Below are 15827 nucleotides of genomic sequence, written 5' to 3'. Positions count from 1 at the left end.
CGAGGTGGGGCGATGACCGGGACGCTGCTGAGGATCGACAACCTCTCCTGCCGGTTCGGCGGCCTCTGGGCCAACCGCGACGTCAGCTTCGAGGTGGAGCAGGGGGCGATCGTGGGGCTGATCGGGCCCAACGGCGCCGGCAAGAGCACGCTCTTCTCGATGGTGGCCGGCGCCCAGCGGCCCACCTCCGGCCGGTTGGAGTTCGACGGCCGGGACGTCACCGGCTGGCCGCCGCACCGCGCCGCCCGGGCCGGCGTGGGGCGTACCTTCCAGCTCATGCGGGTGTTCGGCTCGATGAGCGTGCTGGACAACCTCAGCACGGCGGCGTTCGCCCGACATCCCCGGCTGCGCGACGCCCGGCGGCGGGCCGGCGAGGTCGCCGAGCTGACCGGGCTCGGCCCGGTGCTCGACTCGCCCGCCGCGTCGCTCACCGCCGCCTGGAAGAAGCGCCTGGAGATGGGGCGGGCGCTGGCCACCGAGCCGAAGCTGCTGCTCCTCGACGAGGTGCTCTCCGGGCTGACCCCGACGGAGGCGCGCGAGGCGGTCGAGATCGTCCGCACCATCAACCGGGGTGGCGTCACCATCCTGATGGTGGAACACGTAATGGAGGTCATCATGCCGCTCTGCCACCGGGTGGTCGTGCTGCACTACGGGCAGAAGATCAGCGAGGGTACGCCGGAGCAGGTCGCGCACGACCCGACGGTGATCGAGGCGTACCTGGGGAAGGCGCTGTAGATGCTGACCGTGCGGGATCTCCACGTGGACTACGCCGGGGTCGTCGCGCTGCGCGGCGTCGACCTGCGGGTCGAGGCGGGTGAACTGGTGGCGCTGGTCGGCGCGAACGGGGCCGGCAAGAGCACCCTGCTGGCGGCGGTCTCCGGGCTGCACCGCCCGGTACGCGGCAGCGTGACCTTCCTCGACGAGGACGTCAGCGGGCTGCCGGCGTACCGGATCGCGCGCCGGGGCGCGGTGCTGGTGCCGGAGGGGCGGCGGCTCTTCGGCCACCAGACGGTGGTGCAGAACCTGCTGCTCGGCGGCTACCACCGCACCGCCGGAGAGCGGGAGGCCGACCTGGCCCGGGTCTACGACCTCTTCCCGGTCCTTGCCGAGCGCTCCGGCCAGCGCGCCGGGACCCTCTCCGGCGGCGAGCAGCAGATGGTGGCGCTCGGCCGGGCGCTGATGAGCCGGCCCAAGCTGCTGATGCTGGACGAGCCCTCACTCGGCATCTCACCGAAGTTCACGAAAATGATCTTCGAGGTGCTGGCCGAGATCCGCCGCGCCGGCACCACCATGCTGCTGGTCGAGCAGAACCTGCGGGCCGCGCTGGAGCTGGCCGACCGGGCGTACGTGTTGCAGACCGGCGAGGTGGTGATGTCCGGCCCGGCCGACGAGCTGGCCGCCTCCGACGAGGTACGGCGCTCGTATCTCGGGCTGTGAGTTGGCTCGGGAGAGTGAACTGGTACGACGGGGAGTGTGCGACGGTGCGGATCATTCCGGTGGGGCTGCGTGCGCTGCTGCTGGAGGTGACCGAGCCGGCGCACACCGCCGCGCTGGTCGCCGAACTGTACCGGCGGCGGGACCGGGGCGAACTGGCCGGCGTGCAGGACGTCGTACCCGGTGAACTCACCGTGCTCGTCGACGGGCTCGACGACCCGGCGGAGCTGGCCGGGCGGCTCGCCGGTTGGCGGCCGACCTCGGCCCGGCCGCCGGACGGGCCGCTGGTCGAGGTGCCGGTCCGGTACGACGGCGCCGACCTGGCCGAGGTGGCCCGGCACTGGCAGGTCACCGAGGCGGAGGTGGGGCGGATCCACAGTGGTCCGGAATACCGGGTCGCGTTCTGCGGTTTCGCCCCCGGCTTCGGCTACCTGACCGGCCTGCCGGAGCGATACCACCTGCCCCGGCGGGCGGTGCCCCGGACCCGGGTACCGGCCGGCTCGGTCGCGCTGGCCGGCGGCTACGCCGGAATCTACCCCCGGGACTCGCCCGGCGGCTGGCAACTGCTCGGCAGCACCGACCTGGTCCTCTTCGACCCGGACCGGGACCCGGTCGCCCTGCTCACCCCGGGCGCCCGGGTCCGGTTCCGGGACGTCGACGCCGTCGGCGGGTGGGACGGGCGGACCGGTGCGCGGGAGCGGCACGGCGCCGGGCGCGGCGAGGCACCGGCATGACCGGGGGACGCTTCGTCGAGGTGGTCCGGTCCGGCGTACTCAGCACCGTGCAGGACCTCGGCCGGCCCGGGCACGCGCACCTCGGGGTACCCCGATCGGGCGCCCTCGACCTGCCGGCGCACCTGCTGGCGAACCGGCTGGTCGGCAACCCGCCCGGGGCGGCGACGATCGAGACGACCGTCACCGGCGTCGCGGTGCGGGTCGACCAGGCCGGCACCGTGGCGGTGACCGGCGCCTGGGCGCCGGTCACCGTGGACGGGCGCCCGGCGAGCTGGTCGGCCCCGGTCTCGGTGCCGGCCGGAGCCCACGTCGAGGTGGCCGCCGCCCAACGCGGGCTGCGCAGCTATCTCGCCTTCGACGGCGGGATCGCGGTCCCGCCGGTACTCGGCAGCCGGTCGACCGACCTGCTCTCCGGGCTCGGCCCCGCGCCGCTCGCCGTCGGGGACCGGCTGCCGCTGGGCGAGGTGCCCGGGCCGCCCGCCCCGGTCGACGTCGCTCCGACCGGCACCCTGGCCGAGGAGCTGACCCTGCGGGTCCTGCTCGGCCCCCGGGCCGACTGGTTCACCGACGACGCGGTACGTATCCTCGCTGCCGGCCGCTACCGGGTTTCCACCCTCAGCAACCGGATCGGGGTACGCCTCGACGGGCCCGCGCTGACCCGGCGGATCGGCGGGGAACTGCGCAGCGAGGGCGTCGTCCTCGGCGCGGTGCAGGTGCCGGCGGCCGGCTCGCCGGTGATCTTCCTCGCCGACCATCCGACCATGGGCGGCTACCCGGTGATCGGCGTGCTGCACCCCGACGACCTGCCGCAGGTCGCCCAGGCCGCCCCGGGCAAGCCGGTACGGTTCCGGGTCGTCGAGCCCCGGTGGCGGCGGGGTTAGACCGGAGACAAGATCATGCTTGGATGGCAGCAGCGGCCGGGTACGCCGCCGCCGTGGAGAGGAGCAGACGTTGACATCCTCCACCGCCCTAAAGGGCGGGGATTCCCTTGGTCACCCTCGGGTTTTCCTGCTTCGACACCGACTGCCTCGTCCGGGCGTCCGCCCGTTGAGGTCTTACCCCGGCTCCACAGGCCGTAACGGAGAGCCCCTCCGCCAGAATGTTGCGGGCCGCGTTGACGTCGCGGTCGTGGACGGTCCCGCATCGGCAGGTCCACGTCCGCACGTCCAGCGGCTTCCGTTCAGCAAGAACGCCACACGTCGAGCAGAGCTTGGACGACGGGAACCAGCGGTCCACCACGACCAAGTCCCGACCGTGCCAGTCGGCTTTGTATTCGAGCATGGTGCGGAACTGCCGCCAGGCCGCGTCGCTGATCGCGCGGGCCAGCGTGTGGTTCTTGACCATGTTACGCACGGTCAGGTCCTCGATCACGATCGTTTGGTTGTCACGAACGAGTCGAGTGGTCAGTTTGTGCAGGTGGTCCCGACGCCGGTCGGTGATCCGCGCGTGGATCCGGGCCACCCTCAACCGGGCCTTGGCCCGGTTCACCGACCCCTTCTCCTTCCGGGCGAGTTGGCGCTGGGCGCGGGCCAGGGCGGACCGGTCGCCGCGTTCGTGGCGCGGGTTGGTGACCTTCTCCCCGGTACTCAACGTGAGCAGGCTGTCCAGCCCGGCGTCCACCCCGACGGCCGTGTTCGCGGCCGGGGGCGATTCGATCACATCGTCGCAGAGCAGGGACACGAACCAGCGTCCCGCCGCGTCCTGCGACACCGTCACGGTGGACGGCGACGCGCCCTCGGGCAACGGCCGCGACCACACGATGTCCAGCGGCTCGGCCATCTTGGCCAGGGTCAGCCGGCCGTTGCGGCAGCGGAACGCGCTGGTGGTGTACTCCGCCGACTTCCGCGACTTCTTCTTGGACTTGAAGCTCGGGTACCGGGCGCGTTTGGCGAAGAAGTTGACGAACGCGCCTTGCAAGTGCCGCAGGGCCTGCTGCAATGGCACGGACGACACCTCGTTGAGGAACGCCAGTTCCTCGGTCTTCTTCCACCTGGTGAGCATCGCGCTGGTCGCGTTGTAGGTGATCCGTTCCCGCCGCAGGACCCACGCCTCGGTACGGGCCCGCAGGGCCAGGTTGTAGACCTTCCGGACGCATCCGAACGTACGCGACAGTTCCGCTGCCTGCGCCACGGTCGGGTAGAAGCGGTACTTGAACGCCCGCTTCACGGTCCTGGACACGCTCACACGTCAACGCACCAGCCGGTAAGCCCTGCGGTGACGCGCGCGGGTAGACGCCTATCCGCCCTGGCGGCGGATCGGCTATCCCCGCCCAGCTCCGCTCCGCAAGGGTGCCGTTTCCTCTCCGGCCTGAAAGCCGGAGTATCCACGGAAGGAATCCGATGACCGTGGCCACCCGTCCCGGCTTCCACCTGGCGATCCCGGTCGACGACCTGGCCCGGGCCCGCGCCTTCTACGGCGGCGTGCTCGGCCTCGCCGAGGGACGTTCGGCGGACGCCTGGGTCGACTGGGATTTCTACGGCCACCAGGTGGTGACCCACGTCGTACCGGCGGCCCGGCAGGCCGATGCGGGACGCAACCCGGTGGACGGGCACGACGTACCGGTGCCGCACTTCGGGCTCATCCTCTCGACCGACGACTTCCACGCCCTGGCGGACCGGATCCGGGCCGGCGGCGGCGAGTTCGTGATCGAGCCGTACCTGCGGTTCGCGGGCGAGCCGGGGGAGCAGTGGACGATGTTCTTCCGCGACCCGGCGGGCAACGCCCTGGAGTTCAAGGCGTTCCGGGACGAGTCCCAGATCTTCGCCAGGTGAGCCGAAAACCGCTGGACAGCGTACGGCGGCCGACCTAGCGTCTGCCGCGTCCGTGCCCCGACGTGCGAAGAGGTGCATTTCATGAGGGTCCTGCCCGCCCCGAGCGGCAACTCCGGGACGACCGCACGAATCCTCATCACCTCTTCGCACGAAAGGAATATCAGGAGTGGACCTACCGCGTAGCTTCACCATCCGGGAGAGCGGCCAGCGCATCCACGACCCGTTCGACAGCACCAAGCTCGCCACCCTGGGCGAGGTGCTGCGGCTCCCGCCCGCCGCCCGGCTGCTCGACCTCGCCTGCGGCTCCGGCGAGATGCGCCGACGTGGTGGAGATGGTTGTCGCCGACCAGGACAGCTGGGACCGCTACGCCGCGGCACAGTGGCTCAACCTCCGGCGCTGGCTCGACGAGAACCCCGGTGTCGAGCTCCACGCCGAACTGCGCGCGGAACTCGACACCGCTGCCGCCCGGCACGTCAGATACCAGCGGGAATATCTGGGCTGGGGCGTTTTCGTGCTGATGGACCGCTGAGTCCGGACGGGTCGTGCTCCGCCGCCGGAGCGCGGCCCGACGGGCGGCCGCCACGCCCGGCCGTCGTTGCGGGTCCGACAGATATTGACCGTCCGGGACGCAGCGGGGTTACATGATTCGGTGACCTCGTTCGAGGTGATCAGTATGGGGCAGGTGGGGGTGGACATCTATCCACTCCAGACCAACGCCCGGCTGCCCGACGTCGAGACGTTCAAAAAGTTTCTCGGTGGCAGCGCCACCAACGTCGCGGTGGCGGCGGCCCGGCACGGCCGGCGGGTCGCCATGGTCACCCGGACCGGCGCCGACCCGTTCGGCGACTACGTGCACCGCGCGCTGCGCGACTTCGGCGTGGACGACCGCTGGGTGAGCGCCGTTGCCGGGCTGCCGACTCCGGTCACCTTCTGCGAGATCTGTCCGCCCGACGACTTCCCGAGCTACTTCTACCGCTACCCCAAGGCGCCGGACCTGGAGATCCGCCCCGAGGAACTGGACCTGCCCGCGATCCGGGCGGCCGGGGTCTTCTGGTTCAGCGGCACCGGGCTCTCCGAGCTGCCGAGCCGGGACGCGCACTTCGCCGCCCTCGGCGCCCGGGGGCGTGCCCCGAACACCGTCCTCGACCTGGACTACCGGCCGGGATTCTGGTCCTCCAGGGAGGATGCCCGGGCGGCGTACGAGTCGGCGCTGCGGTACGCCACCGTTGCGGTCGGCAACCTCGACGAGTGCGCCACCGCCGTGGGGGAGCGCGAGCCGCACGCGGCGGCCGAGGCGCTGCTCGCCCGGGGCGTACGGCTGGCGGTGGTGCGGCAGGGCCGGGCCGGAGTGCTCGCCCGGACCGCCGACGAGTTGGTCGAGGTGCCGCCGGTGCCGATCGAGGTGGTGAACGGGCTCGGCGCCGGGGACGCCTTCGGCGGCGCGCTCTGCCACGGGTTGCTCGCCGGCTGGCCGCTGGACCGGACCGTCCGGTTCGCCAACGCGGCCGGCGCGCTCGTGGCGTCCCGGTTCGCCTGCTCCGCCGCGATGCCGACCAGTGCCGAGGTCGACGAACTGCTGGCCGAGCCCCGTCACCCGGTCGGTTAGCCGGTCAGGGCTCGACGCGCAGCCCCGCCGGGTCCGCGAGCCGCTCCCGGAACGAGGCCGTGGTGTTGAGCAGTGGGAACGGCTCCGCCGGCACGTCGACGCCGAGGAACCCGCAGAGCGGCTCCCAGCCCTGCACCACGTCGAACTCTCCGAGCCGTTCGGCCGGTACGGTCGCGCGCACCTCCGCGACGTGGTCCGCGTAGACCTTCAGGGCGTGCTCCCGGTCGTCGAACCGGCCACCGAAGGTGCCCTGCCAGATCAGCGCCTCCGTCAGCTTCGGCTGGTCCAACAGCTCCGGATGGGCCTCGAACGCCTGGCGCAGCCCCGGCGGCGCGGACTCCGGGTCCATGGTCCGGGACCGGTAGATGGTGCTGCGCACGCTGTCGTACCAGCGCTCCGGGTCGCGTACGGTCAACAGCACCCGGGCCTCGGGATAGACCTCGATCAGCTCCCGCCAGAAGTAGACGCTCGGCCAGTCCACGGTGCTGTGGTAGCCGTCCAGCAGCCTGGACCAGTCGACCGGCTCACCCCGGGCCGCCTGCAGCCAGTCATCGATGGTCCGCGGGTGTTCGAACAGCTCGGCCATGTGGTGGCACGGGCCGAAGCCGAGCAGTTCGAGCGCCTCCTTCGTCGACCTGGTGCCGGTACGCCCGAAGCCCACCCCGATGACCCGCACCTTGCCGCCTTCCTGTACCAGCCGTCCGTCCCGTCCCAGTCAACAGCGTCGGCCGGTCGGGCGGAACGACCGGCCGGACGCGATTTCACGGCGCCGGCCGGTCCGCCAGGTCGGCGGGATCGAGGCCGAGCGTCGCGAGCAGGCCCGCGTGACGGACGGTGTCGACCCGGTCCGGTAGCTCCCGGTCGATCCAGTCGGCCCTGACATTCTGACCGCGACCGCGCAACCATTCCATGATCTTCAGCTTGTCGATTTCCACTCGTCCCTCTCCTCGCACGCGATTTCGGTCAGCTGCGGTAGACCATGGGACGGATCTTGTCCGGTCCGTCGCCGATGGCAGCCGCAGGTCTGCCATCGAGCCTGATCCGGCCTGTGCTGACCGCCGACGTTCCGTCGCGTTCAGGTGAGCGCGTTGGCGGGCCAACCTCAAACAGTACGCCGTGCCGGAGCGTCGACGGGCGGCGTGGATCCTCCGGGGGCGACGGTGTGCCGTACCGAGCCGGCCGGAGCGACGGTCGGCGGATCCGGTGGCCGGGGCGCGCGGCACCGCCACACCCCGGCGCCCGGGCGCGTACCCGCCGATCGCAGGGGAGGTGGCATTGGCCGACCCGTTCTCCGGCCGACGACGAATTCCGACATTGAGGGCGTACGGGGAATCTGGTTCGGGGCTAGGCTGAGGTTGTTCCCCTGGACCCCGGCGCTACGGGTTTACGGACTCCGTGCACCACCGCCGAGATGAGGGTCCAGCGATGACAAGGTTCGGCAGCCCGGCGCGGTCGAACGGCACCGAAGCGGCCCTCTGAGCCCCCTGGCCGGCCGTCCGCGGAAGCCTTTCTCGCCACCCGCCCCGGCCCGGCGGTTCGCGCCATCACGACCGCCGAGCATCCGGCGGCCCCCACAGCACCGGCCCGGGCTCAGCACGCCAGCCGCCCGGGTCGGACGGTACGGGATCCTGGGCCTCGGTTCGAGGCCCAGGATTCCGCCACCGTCGGCTAACCCGGGCGTGCCCGCCCGAGGAACCGCCGGGCAGCGCCGGCATCCGGTTGCCAAGGTGAGGCCGTCCCGAGCCCGCCGATACTGATCGACCGCCTGGTAGCGGACCGTCGGAGCGCATCGGCCCGGCGGGCCGGCTCGCCGACGAAAACGGCAGCCGCCGGCCGAGCGCCGCGCAACCTCACCCCTGGACCGAGAAGGATGGCTGATGATGCTTACCGCAGCTCAACGCGAGACGAGGGTTCCGTCGGCACCGCCCTCGTCACCCCGACTGTCGCTTCCCCCCGCCCGAACCCGCGGGGCGGTCCTGGACGGCGGTTGGTGGCCCCGGTCCTGGGATCCGGTGGCTGAACTCCCCGGACTTGTGCTGGCTCTCTCCGGCCGCTACGGACGGATCCGGAACGTGGTACTCAACAGCAGCGCGTGGGACGTGCGGTTCCGCCGACTCGCGGCCGGCGACGACGTCGTCCGGGTGGGCTGGTTCAGCTCGCTGGATGCCGCACTGTTGATCGCCACCACCGACCGTGGAGACCAGCTCGACCTGCTCGTCGTGCCGCCCGGCAGCACGGCCGCGGCGGCCGAGCGGGCGATGGCCACGGCAGCCGATCCGACCAACACCATGCGCGCACCGGCGATCCTCGCCGAGGGTGCCGGTGCGGCTCCTCGAACGGAGAGCACCGGGCCACGAGGGCGGTGACAAGCCGAGCGGACCCCCACGGGTCCGCCGACGGGCGCGTCACTCCCTGACGACCGGCGCCGCCGGCGAGCCGCCCCGGTCGGCGAGGGCCAGCCTGGCGGCAGGTCCGGGCCGGTCAGTCCGACCGCTTCGCGCAGTCCTGCCCGGCGACGGCAGGACCGCTGGCGAATCCGTGCGGTGTCCCGGAGGATCCAGGTCGGGACGGATCGGCAGGACCGCCGTGTGCGAGTGCTCAGCCACGTCGGCCGGCTTTCCGGCATCCACCGGCAGGCGGTTGTCGAGGTCCTCGAACACGACGAGCACGGTTATGTGGCAGCCTCCGGTTTCGGCAAGCGCGCGGACTGGTACCGCAACGTCGTGAAGACCCCGGAGGCCACCATCCAGGTCGGCAACCGGACGCTCGAGGTGACCGCCGTGCCGATTCCCGCCGACGCGGGCGCGGAGATCATGGCCCGGTACGCGCCGCGTCACCCTGCGGCCGCCCGAAGGCTCTGCAAGATAATGGGCTTCGAGGTCGACGGGAGCGTGTCGGACTACCGCGAGGTGGGCAGGCGGATCCCCTTCGTGCGGTTCACGCCACGACGCTGACCGACCGTGCTCCCCCGCCGCCCGGCAAGCATCACCTGTCCCCGGCCGGGTCGGTCAGCAACTCGGTCGCGCCGGCCCGTTCGGCCAACCGGGCGCAGCCGGCCGGGTCCCGTTCGCCGTCGGCGACCACGACGTCGTAGCGGAGCCGTAGCTCGGTGCCGGGCACGAACGGGTACTCCTGGTCGAAGAACGGGGCCGGGCCGAGACAGCCGTACGGCTCGGTGCGGACGAACCACCGGGTGGGTGCGCCCGGATTCGCCGGATCGTCCCGGAAGACCAGCGTCGACGCCAGGGTCTCGGCCGGCCCCATGCCGTCGTGCCGGCCGACGAAGCCGAGCCACGGACCCCGCCAGCCCATCAGTTCGTCCGCGCCGACTCCGGTCGGGGTCACCACCCGGCCGCCCCGGAACGAGCGCGGTCCCTGCCAGAAGAGTCCGCCGTAGCCGGCATTGTCCCGGCCCTGGGTGGTCGGGCTGCCGATCGTGATCACCGCGTCGCCGTCGTTGCGCAATGCGGTCTCGAACCGCAACCGCCACGCGCTCTGGTTGGCCCACACCGCCACCGCCAGTCGACGCCGCTCCGAGACCACCGGGCGGCCGTCCCGGCCCACCCAGCGCAGCCGCTGTACGAGGCGTACGGCGTCGGGGTCGCTGCGCAGCGCCGGGAAGTCGAGGTGCTCGACCACCCCGATGTTGTCGAGCTTGCGGTACCCCTGGCCGCGCAGGTAGGTCGATCCGCCCCAGAAGTTGTCCGGCCCGAAGTGGGAGATGCCGAAGCAGAGCCCCTTGTGCCAGAGGTGGTCGTGCGGCCGGTACAGGCTGACGATGTTGCCGGCGAGGGTCCGCAGCGGGTGGAAGTAGGGTCGCGGCGCTTCCTCCCGGGGTTCGGCCGGGGTGTAGACGTAGTGGAACAGTTCCGCGCCGCCCCAGCCGACCCGCACCGACCGGCCGACGTCGTGGGTGACGGCCAACCCGTTCCCCGGACCGCCGGTGACCCCGGCCGGGTCCGGTACGGCGGCGGGCAGCGGCGGCCGGGCCGCCGGGACGGGCACGGCCGGTGGCGGTGTGGCCGCGGCGGGCACCAGTGGACTGCTCACCATCGCGGTCCGTCCCCCTGCATCCGCCGGTAGAACGGCGAGTGCTCACCCAGGTCGTCCGGCCGGACGGGTCTGCGGGTGAACGCCGACGCGTACACCCCGGCGACGAGTCGCATCGTCCGCCGGGTATCCGCCGAGGTCACCGGCGGCGGGGTACCGGCACGCAGGCTCCGGACCACCTGGGCGAACTGCGCCTGGTGACTGCTGCGGACCCCGGCCGCGCCGGTCCGCCAGGCCGCGAGCACCTCCTCGGCGTACTCCGGTGCGGGGGTGATCCGCCAGTCGTCGTCGCCGTAGCCGTACAGGTGGGTCACCTCGACCGTGGCCCGCTCGAAGTCGAACCGCAGGTAGCTCTCCTCGCGAATCGACAGCAGGCTGTTCACCACGCTGGCCACCGCGCCGTTGGCGAAGCTGACGTGCGCCATGCTCAGGTCCTCGGTCTCGGAGCGCCGGGCCTGCTGCCGGGCCAGGGCGGAGACCTCGGTCCAGTCGCCGAGGATCGCGCAGAGCAGGTCCATCTGGTGGATTCCGTGGCCCATCGTCGGGCCGCCGCCCTCGGTGTCCCAGCGCCCGCGCCACTCCACGTCGAAGTAGGACTGCGGGCGGAACCAGGTGGTGTGGCAGACCGCCATCAGCGGCCGGCCCAGCACCCCGGCGGCGAGCAGGGCGCGCAGCCGCAGCGCGCCGGTGCCGAACCGGTGCTGGAAGACGGTGGCCAGCGCCGCCCCGTACCGCTGCTCCGCCTCGGCCAGCTCGTCGAGTTCGCCGAGGTTCAGCGTCGGCGGCTTCTCGACCAGCACGTTGGCCCCGGCCCGCAGACCTGCGAGGGCCAGTTCGTGGTGCGAGCCGGGCGGGGTGCAGACGTGCAGCAGTTCGGGCCGCTCCTTCTCCAGCAGGCTGGCCACGTCGGGGTGCCGGGCCGGTACGTCGTACCGGTCGCAGAACGCCGACAGCCGGCCGGCGTCGGTGTCGACGGCACCGACGAGGCGCACCTCGTCGTCGAGTTGCCGCAGCGCCTCGGCGTGCAGCCGGGCGATGTTTCCGGTCCCGACCACGGCGACGCGGATGGGTTCCACAAGGTGCTCCTTAGCGACGTGGTGCAAGGGTGCTCAGTCGCGCCGGGCGCGGAGCGGGTCGTACGGGGAGAGGAAGCCGCACATGCCGAGCGTCGTCTGTTCGGGTTGGACGATCCGGGTGACGGTGGCGCCGGCGAGGTGGCTGTGGTCGCCGCCCCGCAGCGCGTCGAGCTGTTCTCCGGTCTGCCGGCTCACCGCCGCCGGCCCCTGCTCCCACCGCTCCTGCCAGGCGTCGAGCTGCGGGCGTACCAGGGCGGCGGCCGCCGCGTAGAAGTCGTCGAGCGCGGCGGTGTCGCCGGCCGCGCACCGGCGGCGGAGTTCGGCGAACCCCTCGATGGCGAGGTCGCGGCGGGCCCGGGCCCGTTCGGCCGAGGGCGGGGCGGATCCGTTCGGCCCGGTCAGCGAGACCGCCCGCCGGTACGTCGCCACGTCGGCGAGCTGTTCGGGCGGCAGCGTGAGGACCGCGTCGCCGGCCTCCGGCAGCCCGCTGTTCTGCATGATCACGACGACCTGGAGCGCGCCGTCGTCGTTGACCGCCCGATGGATGGTGCCCGGGGTGAACCAGAGCACGTCGCCCGGGGCCAGCGGCGATTCCTCGAAACCCCGCCGGGTCAGGGTCTGTAGCCGCCCCTGGCCGCCCACCACGACGTAGCACTCGGTGCAGCACAGGTGCACGTGCGGCGTGCCGCCGTGCAGGCCGTCGTCGGTCTGCCAGGGATAGACCCGCAGGTTGGTGATGCCGACGGCGCCGGGAAAGGGTGGCGGTGTGCCGTCGTCGGCGGTCACGGAGCGTGCTCCGCGGCGAACGCCTCGATCTCGGCCCGCTGCCAGGCCCGGTCGGCGAAGACCACCCGGTGGGTCAGCCGGAGGGTCTCGTCGGGGGCGAGCACCACCTCCTCGTCGAAGGCGGGCGAGGGGTTGACGGCCGGGAACGGGGTGTTGCGGACGAACCACTTCAGCGGGACCGCCGCGCTGGAGGTGCCGGCGAAGACGAGGACGGTGCCGCCGCCGTCGACCTCGTCGTGCTCGGCGGTGTACGCCAACCACGGGGACTGCCGGCCCATGGTCTCCGGGCCGCCGCCGCCGTCGGCGGTGATGATCTCGCCACCGGTCCAGCCGCGCGGCCCCCGCCAGAAGAACCCCGTGTAGCCGGCGTTCGGCCGGCCGTGCGTGGTCGGGCTGCCGACCCGCAGCTCCGCGCCGCGGATGTTGCGCAGTTCGGTACGGAAGTCGAGCATCCAGGTGCCGCGTCCGGGGTCCACCCCGTGGATCCGCAGTTCCCGCCGCTCCGCGACCCAGTCTTCGTCGGTCGAGGTGATCCAGGTCAGCGACTCCCGCAGGGTCAGCTCGGTCGGGCTGGCGTCGACCAGGTCGAAGGCGTCGTGCCGCATCCGGCCGACGTTGTCCCGCACCTGGTAGCCCTCGCCGTGCACGTACGAGTTGCCGCCCCAGAAGTTCTGCCCGGACAGGTGCGAGATGGTCATCTGGAGCCCCTTGTGCCACCGGTGGTCGTTCGGCCGGTACGCCGAGACCAGGGCTCCGTCGAGGGTACGCAGCGGGTGCAGGTAGGGCTTGGGTGATTCGAAGGCCGGGGTCGGGGGGTCGTACACGTAGGTCGCGATGTCCACGCCGTCCGCGTTGACGACGACCTGACGGCCGTGTTCGTGGGTGACGCTGAGCCGGGCGGTGGTGTGGGACGCGGAGGTCATGGAAGCGACGGTGCCTTTCGGTGGCGTGCGGTAACCGCTTTCCCGAGCTAACCGCCTTCCATCTGCAACGTCAAGATCCAGCACGGCCCGAAAGACTTTCGGCGGCCACTCCGCGACCTGTGCCGGCCGCTCGACCTGCCGGGGCGGACGGAGTGGGCTGGTCCGCTGCCGTCACCGGCCGGCTGGTGCGGTGGTAACCGGCCGGGAGGCCACTGTGGACCCGATCGCGGGGCCCGGCGGTAGGGTGCGGATGCCGGGCGGGGTCGCCGGCCCGGACGCCACACCGACCAGCTTCGCGGGGCAGCCACCATGATCAAGCGATCGTCCAGAACCGTCACGCTGATGGATGTGGCCCACGAGGCCGGGGTGTCGGTGGCGACGGCGTCGCGGGTGCTCAACGGCAGCGGCACCCGACAGGTGCGGGCGGATCTGATGGACCGGGTGCTCGCCGCCGCCGCCACGCTGAACTATTCCGCCAACGCGCCCGCCCAGGCGATGGCCCGGGGCCGCACGAACGTGGTCGGGCTGTTGGTACACGACATCGCGGACCCGTTCTTCTCGTCCATCGCGGCCGGCGTGATGCGCGCCGCCGAGCGGCACGGCAGCATCGTGATGATGTACAGCACCACCGGCCGGACCGAGCGGGAACTCGACTACCTGGCGACCCTGCGCGGCCAGCGGCCCCGCGCCGTCATCCTGGCCGGCAGCCGGACCGCCGACCGGGCGCTGCGGGACCGGCTCGGCGCCCAGTTGCGGATCCTGGAGGAGGCGGGCGCCCGGGTCGCGCTGATCAGCCAGCGCGTCCTGCCGATCGACACGGTGCTGCTGGAGAACCGGGAGGGGGCCAGACTGCTCGCCCGTCGGCTGGTCGAGCTGGGGCACCGGCGGTTCGCCGTACTCGCCGGGCCGCGGCACCTGCTCACCGCCCGGGACCGGCTCGCCGGGTTCCAGGCCGGGCTCGCCGACCGCGGTGTCACGCTGTCGAGGACGCAGGTGGCGTACGGCGACTTCACCCGGGACGGCGGTTACGCCACCATGCGGGAGCTGCTCGCTCGCGACCTCCGGACCGGTTGCGTCTTCGCGGTCAACGACGTGATGGCGGTCGGCGCCATCTCGGCGCTGCGCGACCACGGGGTACCGCTGCCCGGCGGGATGGCGGTGGCCGGCTTCGACGACATCGTCACGCTCCGGGACGTCACGCCGTCGCTCACCACGGTGCGACTGCCGCTGGAGGAGGTCGGCACCGCCGCCCTGGAACTCGTCATGCAGCCCCGGGCCGAACGGCCCCGACTGCGCCGGATCCGTGCCGAGGTGGTCGTCCGGGACAGTACGCCCGCGCTGTGCTGACCCGCTCGGAGTGGCTGTCGCGCCGGGTGGGTGGGAGCGGTGCCGGCCGTCCGGCGGCTCTGCGCGAGCAGCGCCGGGGACTGACCGGGGTGGTCGAGGAACTCGGCGCTCTGCCGGCGGCGACCGCCCGGTGAACTGGTCGACCGCTCAGAGCCGTCGCCACCAGGTCTGCTCCACCAGGTCGTGGCCGAAGCTGTGGTGTGGAGCCTGTTCGCGCAGCTCGAAGCCGGCCTTCTCGTAGATCCGCCGGGCGTCGGCGAGTACGTCGTTGGTCCAGAGCATGATCTCGCGGTAACCGGCCCGGCGGGCGAAACGCAGGCACTCGTCGACCAGACGGGTGCCGATGCCCAGCCCCCGGGCCTCCGGCTCGACCAGCAGCAGGCGCAACTGGGCCACCTCGTCGTCCCGGCGGACGCAGAAGACGCAGCCCACCGGCGCGCCGTCCAGCTCGGCGATCCAGGCCTCCTCGCGGCGGGGGTCGCGCCCCTCGACGTACTCGGCGACGATCCGGGCGGCCAAGGCCTCGCAGGTGATGTCCCAGCCGTACTCCTCGGCGTACCGGACGCCGTGCCGGTGCACCACCCAGCCGAGGTCGCCGGGACGGACCGGCCGCAGCAGGTACGCCCGGGGCGGCGTCGCCTCGCCGAGCACTCCCCGGATCGTCCGCATCGCCTCGACCAGCCGTTCCCGGTCCGCCGCCGGCAGCCGGGTCAGCAGGCCCTCGATCTCGGTCTGGGTCCGCTGGTTCAACAGGTCGTACGCGGCCCGCCCGGCCTCGGTCAGCGTGACCACCTGCCGGCGGGCGTCGACCGGTGACTGGCTGCGCTCCACCAGTCCGTCGGCGGCGAACCGGGACAGGATGCGGCTCAGGTAGCCGGGGTCCAGTCCCAGTTCGCGGCGGAGTGTCGGCACCTCGGTGGCCGGGCGCTGGGCCAGCTCGTAGATCACCCTGCCGTCGGTGAGCGAGAAGGGCGTGTGGACCATTCCTTCGTCGAGCACGCCGATGATCCGGGTGTAGAAGCGGTTGAAGTCGCGTACCGCGCTCGCCTGGGGTGTCAGCGGGGAAGCCATATGCCTATTTCAACAAATCCTTTGCCAA

19 protein-coding genes are annotated in these 15827 nt (G+C 72.4%); 11 read left to right on the top strand and 8 right to left on the bottom strand.

What is annotated here, in order from left to right; genetic code table 11:
* The first annotated feature begins 12 nt into the window (after positions 1-12).
* From R6Y94_RS36685 to R6Y94_RS36670, 4 genes are read left to right on the top strand one after another with little or no spacing between them, the layout of a single operon-like run.
* Positions 13-735 (top strand): ABC transporter ATP-binding protein, encoded by a 723-nt coding sequence (locus R6Y94_RS36685; protein WP_318396437.1) that lies wholly within the window; start codon positions 13-15, stop codon positions 733-735.
* The gene (locus R6Y94_RS36680) at positions 736-1437 is read left to right on the top strand and encodes an ABC transporter ATP-binding protein (protein WP_318396436.1); all 702 of its coding nucleotides are present in this window, start codon (positions 736-738) and stop codon (positions 1435-1437) included.
* 44 nt (positions 1438-1481) lie between these two features.
* Positions 1482-2168 (top strand): 5-oxoprolinase subunit PxpB, encoded by a 687-nt coding sequence (gene pxpB / locus R6Y94_RS36675; protein WP_318396454.1) that lies wholly within the window; start codon positions 1482-1484, stop codon positions 2166-2168.
* Positions 2165-3049, top strand: coding sequence for a biotin-dependent carboxyltransferase family protein (locus R6Y94_RS36670; RefSeq protein WP_318396435.1), 885 nt, complete (start codon positions 2165-2167; stop codon positions 3047-3049). Before pxpB ends, R6Y94_RS36670 begins: the two co-directional genes overlap by 4 nt.
* A gap of 88 nt (positions 3050-3137) precedes the next feature.
* Here the strand turns inward: R6Y94_RS36670 and R6Y94_RS36665 are convergent, their stop codons facing one another.
* Positions 3138-4346: an RNA-guided endonuclease TnpB family protein gene (locus R6Y94_RS36665; protein WP_318396434.1), complete on the bottom strand. Its 1209-nt coding sequence runs from the start codon at positions 4344-4346 to the stop codon at positions 3138-3140.
* A gap of 161 nt (positions 4347-4507) precedes the next feature.
* Here R6Y94_RS36665 and R6Y94_RS36660 point away from each other — a divergent pair, with 161 nt between their 5' ends.
* From R6Y94_RS36660 to iolC, 3 genes are all read left to right on the top strand, one after another.
* Positions 4508-4939, top strand: a complete 432-nt coding sequence (locus R6Y94_RS36660) for a VOC family protein (RefSeq protein ID WP_318396433.1) — start codon at positions 4508-4510, stop codon at positions 4937-4939.
* Between the two features lie 332 nt (positions 4940-5271).
* Entirely contained in the window at positions 5272-5469 is a 198-nt protein-coding gene (locus R6Y94_RS36655; RefSeq protein WP_318396453.1) for a hypothetical protein, read from the top strand.
* 120 nt (positions 5470-5589) lie between these two features.
* The gene (gene iolC / locus R6Y94_RS36650; protein ID WP_318396432.1) at positions 5590-6546 is read left to right on the top strand and encodes a 5-dehydro-2-deoxygluconokinase; all 957 of its coding nucleotides are present in this window, start codon (positions 5590-5592) and stop codon (positions 6544-6546) included.
* A gap of 4 nt (positions 6547-6550) precedes the next feature.
* Here iolC and R6Y94_RS36645 read toward each other — a convergent pair whose 3' ends face one another.
* On the bottom strand, positions 6551-7222 hold the full coding sequence (locus R6Y94_RS36645) for a sulfotransferase family protein (protein WP_318396431.1): 672 nt from the start codon (positions 7220-7222) through the stop codon (positions 6551-6553).
* Between the two features lie 85 nt (positions 7223-7307).
* On the bottom strand, positions 7308-7481 hold the full coding sequence (locus R6Y94_RS36640; protein WP_318396430.1) for a hypothetical protein: 174 nt from the start codon (positions 7479-7481) through the stop codon (positions 7308-7310).
* 942 nt (positions 7482-8423) lie between these two features.
* On the opposite strand from R6Y94_RS36640, the gene R6Y94_RS36635 reads away from it, so the two are divergent.
* Both R6Y94_RS36635 and R6Y94_RS36630 read left to right on the top strand, forming a co-directional pair.
* Positions 8424-8912, top strand: a complete 489-nt coding sequence (locus R6Y94_RS36635; protein ID WP_318396429.1) for a DUF5994 family protein — start codon at positions 8424-8426, stop codon at positions 8910-8912.
* A gap of 177 nt (positions 8913-9089) precedes the next feature.
* The gene (locus tag R6Y94_RS36630; protein WP_318396428.1) at positions 9090-9500 is read left to right on the top strand and encodes a nitroreductase family deazaflavin-dependent oxidoreductase; all 411 of its coding nucleotides are present in this window, start codon (positions 9090-9092) and stop codon (positions 9498-9500) included.
* 31 nt (positions 9501-9531) lie between these two features.
* On the opposite strand, the gene R6Y94_RS36625 is transcribed toward R6Y94_RS36630, so the two are convergent.
* From R6Y94_RS36625 to R6Y94_RS36610, 4 genes are read right to left on the bottom strand one after another with little or no spacing between them, the layout of a single operon-like run.
* On the bottom strand, positions 9532-10599 hold the full coding sequence (locus R6Y94_RS36625; protein WP_318396427.1) for a PmoA family protein: 1068 nt from the start codon (positions 10597-10599) through the stop codon (positions 9532-9534).
* Positions 10593-11672, bottom strand: a complete 1080-nt coding sequence (locus R6Y94_RS36620; RefSeq protein ID WP_318396426.1) for a Gfo/Idh/MocA family oxidoreductase — start codon at positions 11670-11672, stop codon at positions 10593-10595. Before R6Y94_RS36620 ends, R6Y94_RS36625 begins: the two co-directional genes overlap by 7 nt.
* A 33-nt stretch (positions 11673-11705) precedes the next feature.
* The gene (locus R6Y94_RS36615) at positions 11706-12458 is read right to left on the bottom strand and encodes a cupin domain-containing protein (RefSeq protein ID WP_318396425.1); all 753 of its coding nucleotides are present in this window, start codon (positions 12456-12458) and stop codon (positions 11706-11708) included.
* Positions 12455-13381, bottom strand: a complete 927-nt coding sequence (locus tag R6Y94_RS36610; protein ID WP_318396424.1) for a PmoA family protein — start codon at positions 13379-13381, stop codon at positions 12455-12457. The genes R6Y94_RS36615 and R6Y94_RS36610 overlap by 4 nt, the downstream gene beginning before the upstream one ends.
* A gap of 342 nt (positions 13382-13723) precedes the next feature.
* Between R6Y94_RS36610 and R6Y94_RS36605 the strand changes: the two genes are divergently transcribed.
* A complete protein-coding gene (locus R6Y94_RS36605) occupies positions 13724-14728 on the top strand; it encodes a LacI family DNA-binding transcriptional regulator (protein ID WP_318396423.1) in 1005 nt (334 codons plus the stop codon).
* Entirely contained in the window at positions 14722-14862 is a 141-nt protein-coding gene (locus R6Y94_RS36600; protein ID WP_318396422.1) for a hypothetical protein, read from the top strand. The genes R6Y94_RS36605 and R6Y94_RS36600 overlap by 7 nt, the downstream gene beginning before the upstream one ends.
* A 13-nt stretch (positions 14863-14875) precedes the next feature.
* Here the strand turns inward: R6Y94_RS36600 and R6Y94_RS36595 are convergent, their stop codons facing one another.
* Positions 14876-15799 (bottom strand): helix-turn-helix domain-containing GNAT family N-acetyltransferase, encoded by a 924-nt coding sequence (locus R6Y94_RS36595; RefSeq protein WP_318396421.1) that lies wholly within the window; start codon positions 15797-15799, stop codon positions 14876-14878.
* Between the last annotated feature and the right edge of the window lie 28 nt (positions 15800-15827).

It is taken from the genome of Plantactinospora sp. KLBMP9567 (assembly GCF_033446045.1).
Taxonomy (GTDB): Bacteria; Actinomycetota; Actinomycetes; order Mycobacteriales; family Micromonosporaceae; genus Plantactinospora.
The sequence above is the reverse complement of the archived record's forward strand: the minus strand, read 5'-3'. Positions and strand labels throughout refer to the sequence as shown.

Coding starts and splice junctions, on each gene's coding strand:
- R6Y94_RS36655 (WP_318396453.1), top strand. CDS start 5,272: ATGGTTGTCGCCGACCAGGACAGCTGGGACCGCTACGCCGCGGCACAG.
- R6Y94_RS36660 (WP_318396433.1), top strand. CDS start 4,508: ATGACCGTGGCCACCCGTCCCGGCTTCCACCTGGCGATCCCGGTCGAC.
- R6Y94_RS36610 (WP_318396424.1), bottom strand. CDS start 13,381: ATGACCTCCGCGTCCCACACCACCGCCCGGCTCAGCGTCACCCACGAA.
- R6Y94_RS36635 (WP_318396429.1), top strand. CDS start 8,424: ATGATGCTTACCGCAGCTCAACGCGAGACGAGGGTTCCGTCGGCACCG.
- R6Y94_RS36605 (WP_318396423.1), top strand. CDS start 13,724: ATGGATGTGGCCCACGAGGCCGGGGTGTCGGTGGCGACGGCGTCGCGG.
- R6Y94_RS36670 (WP_318396435.1), top strand. CDS start 2,165: ATGACCGGGGGACGCTTCGTCGAGGTGGTCCGGTCCGGCGTACTCAGC.
- R6Y94_RS36685 (WP_318396437.1), top strand. CDS start 13: ATGACCGGGACGCTGCTGAGGATCGACAACCTCTCCTGCCGGTTCGGC.
- R6Y94_RS36595 (WP_318396421.1), bottom strand. CDS start 15,799: ATGGCTTCCCCGCTGACACCCCAGGCGAGCGCGGTACGCGACTTCAAC.
- R6Y94_RS36680 (WP_318396436.1), top strand. CDS start 736: ATGCTGACCGTGCGGGATCTCCACGTGGACTACGCCGGGGTCGTCGCG.
- R6Y94_RS36625 (WP_318396427.1), bottom strand. CDS start 10,599: ATGGTGAGCAGTCCACTGGTGCCCGCCGCGGCCACACCGCCACCGGCC.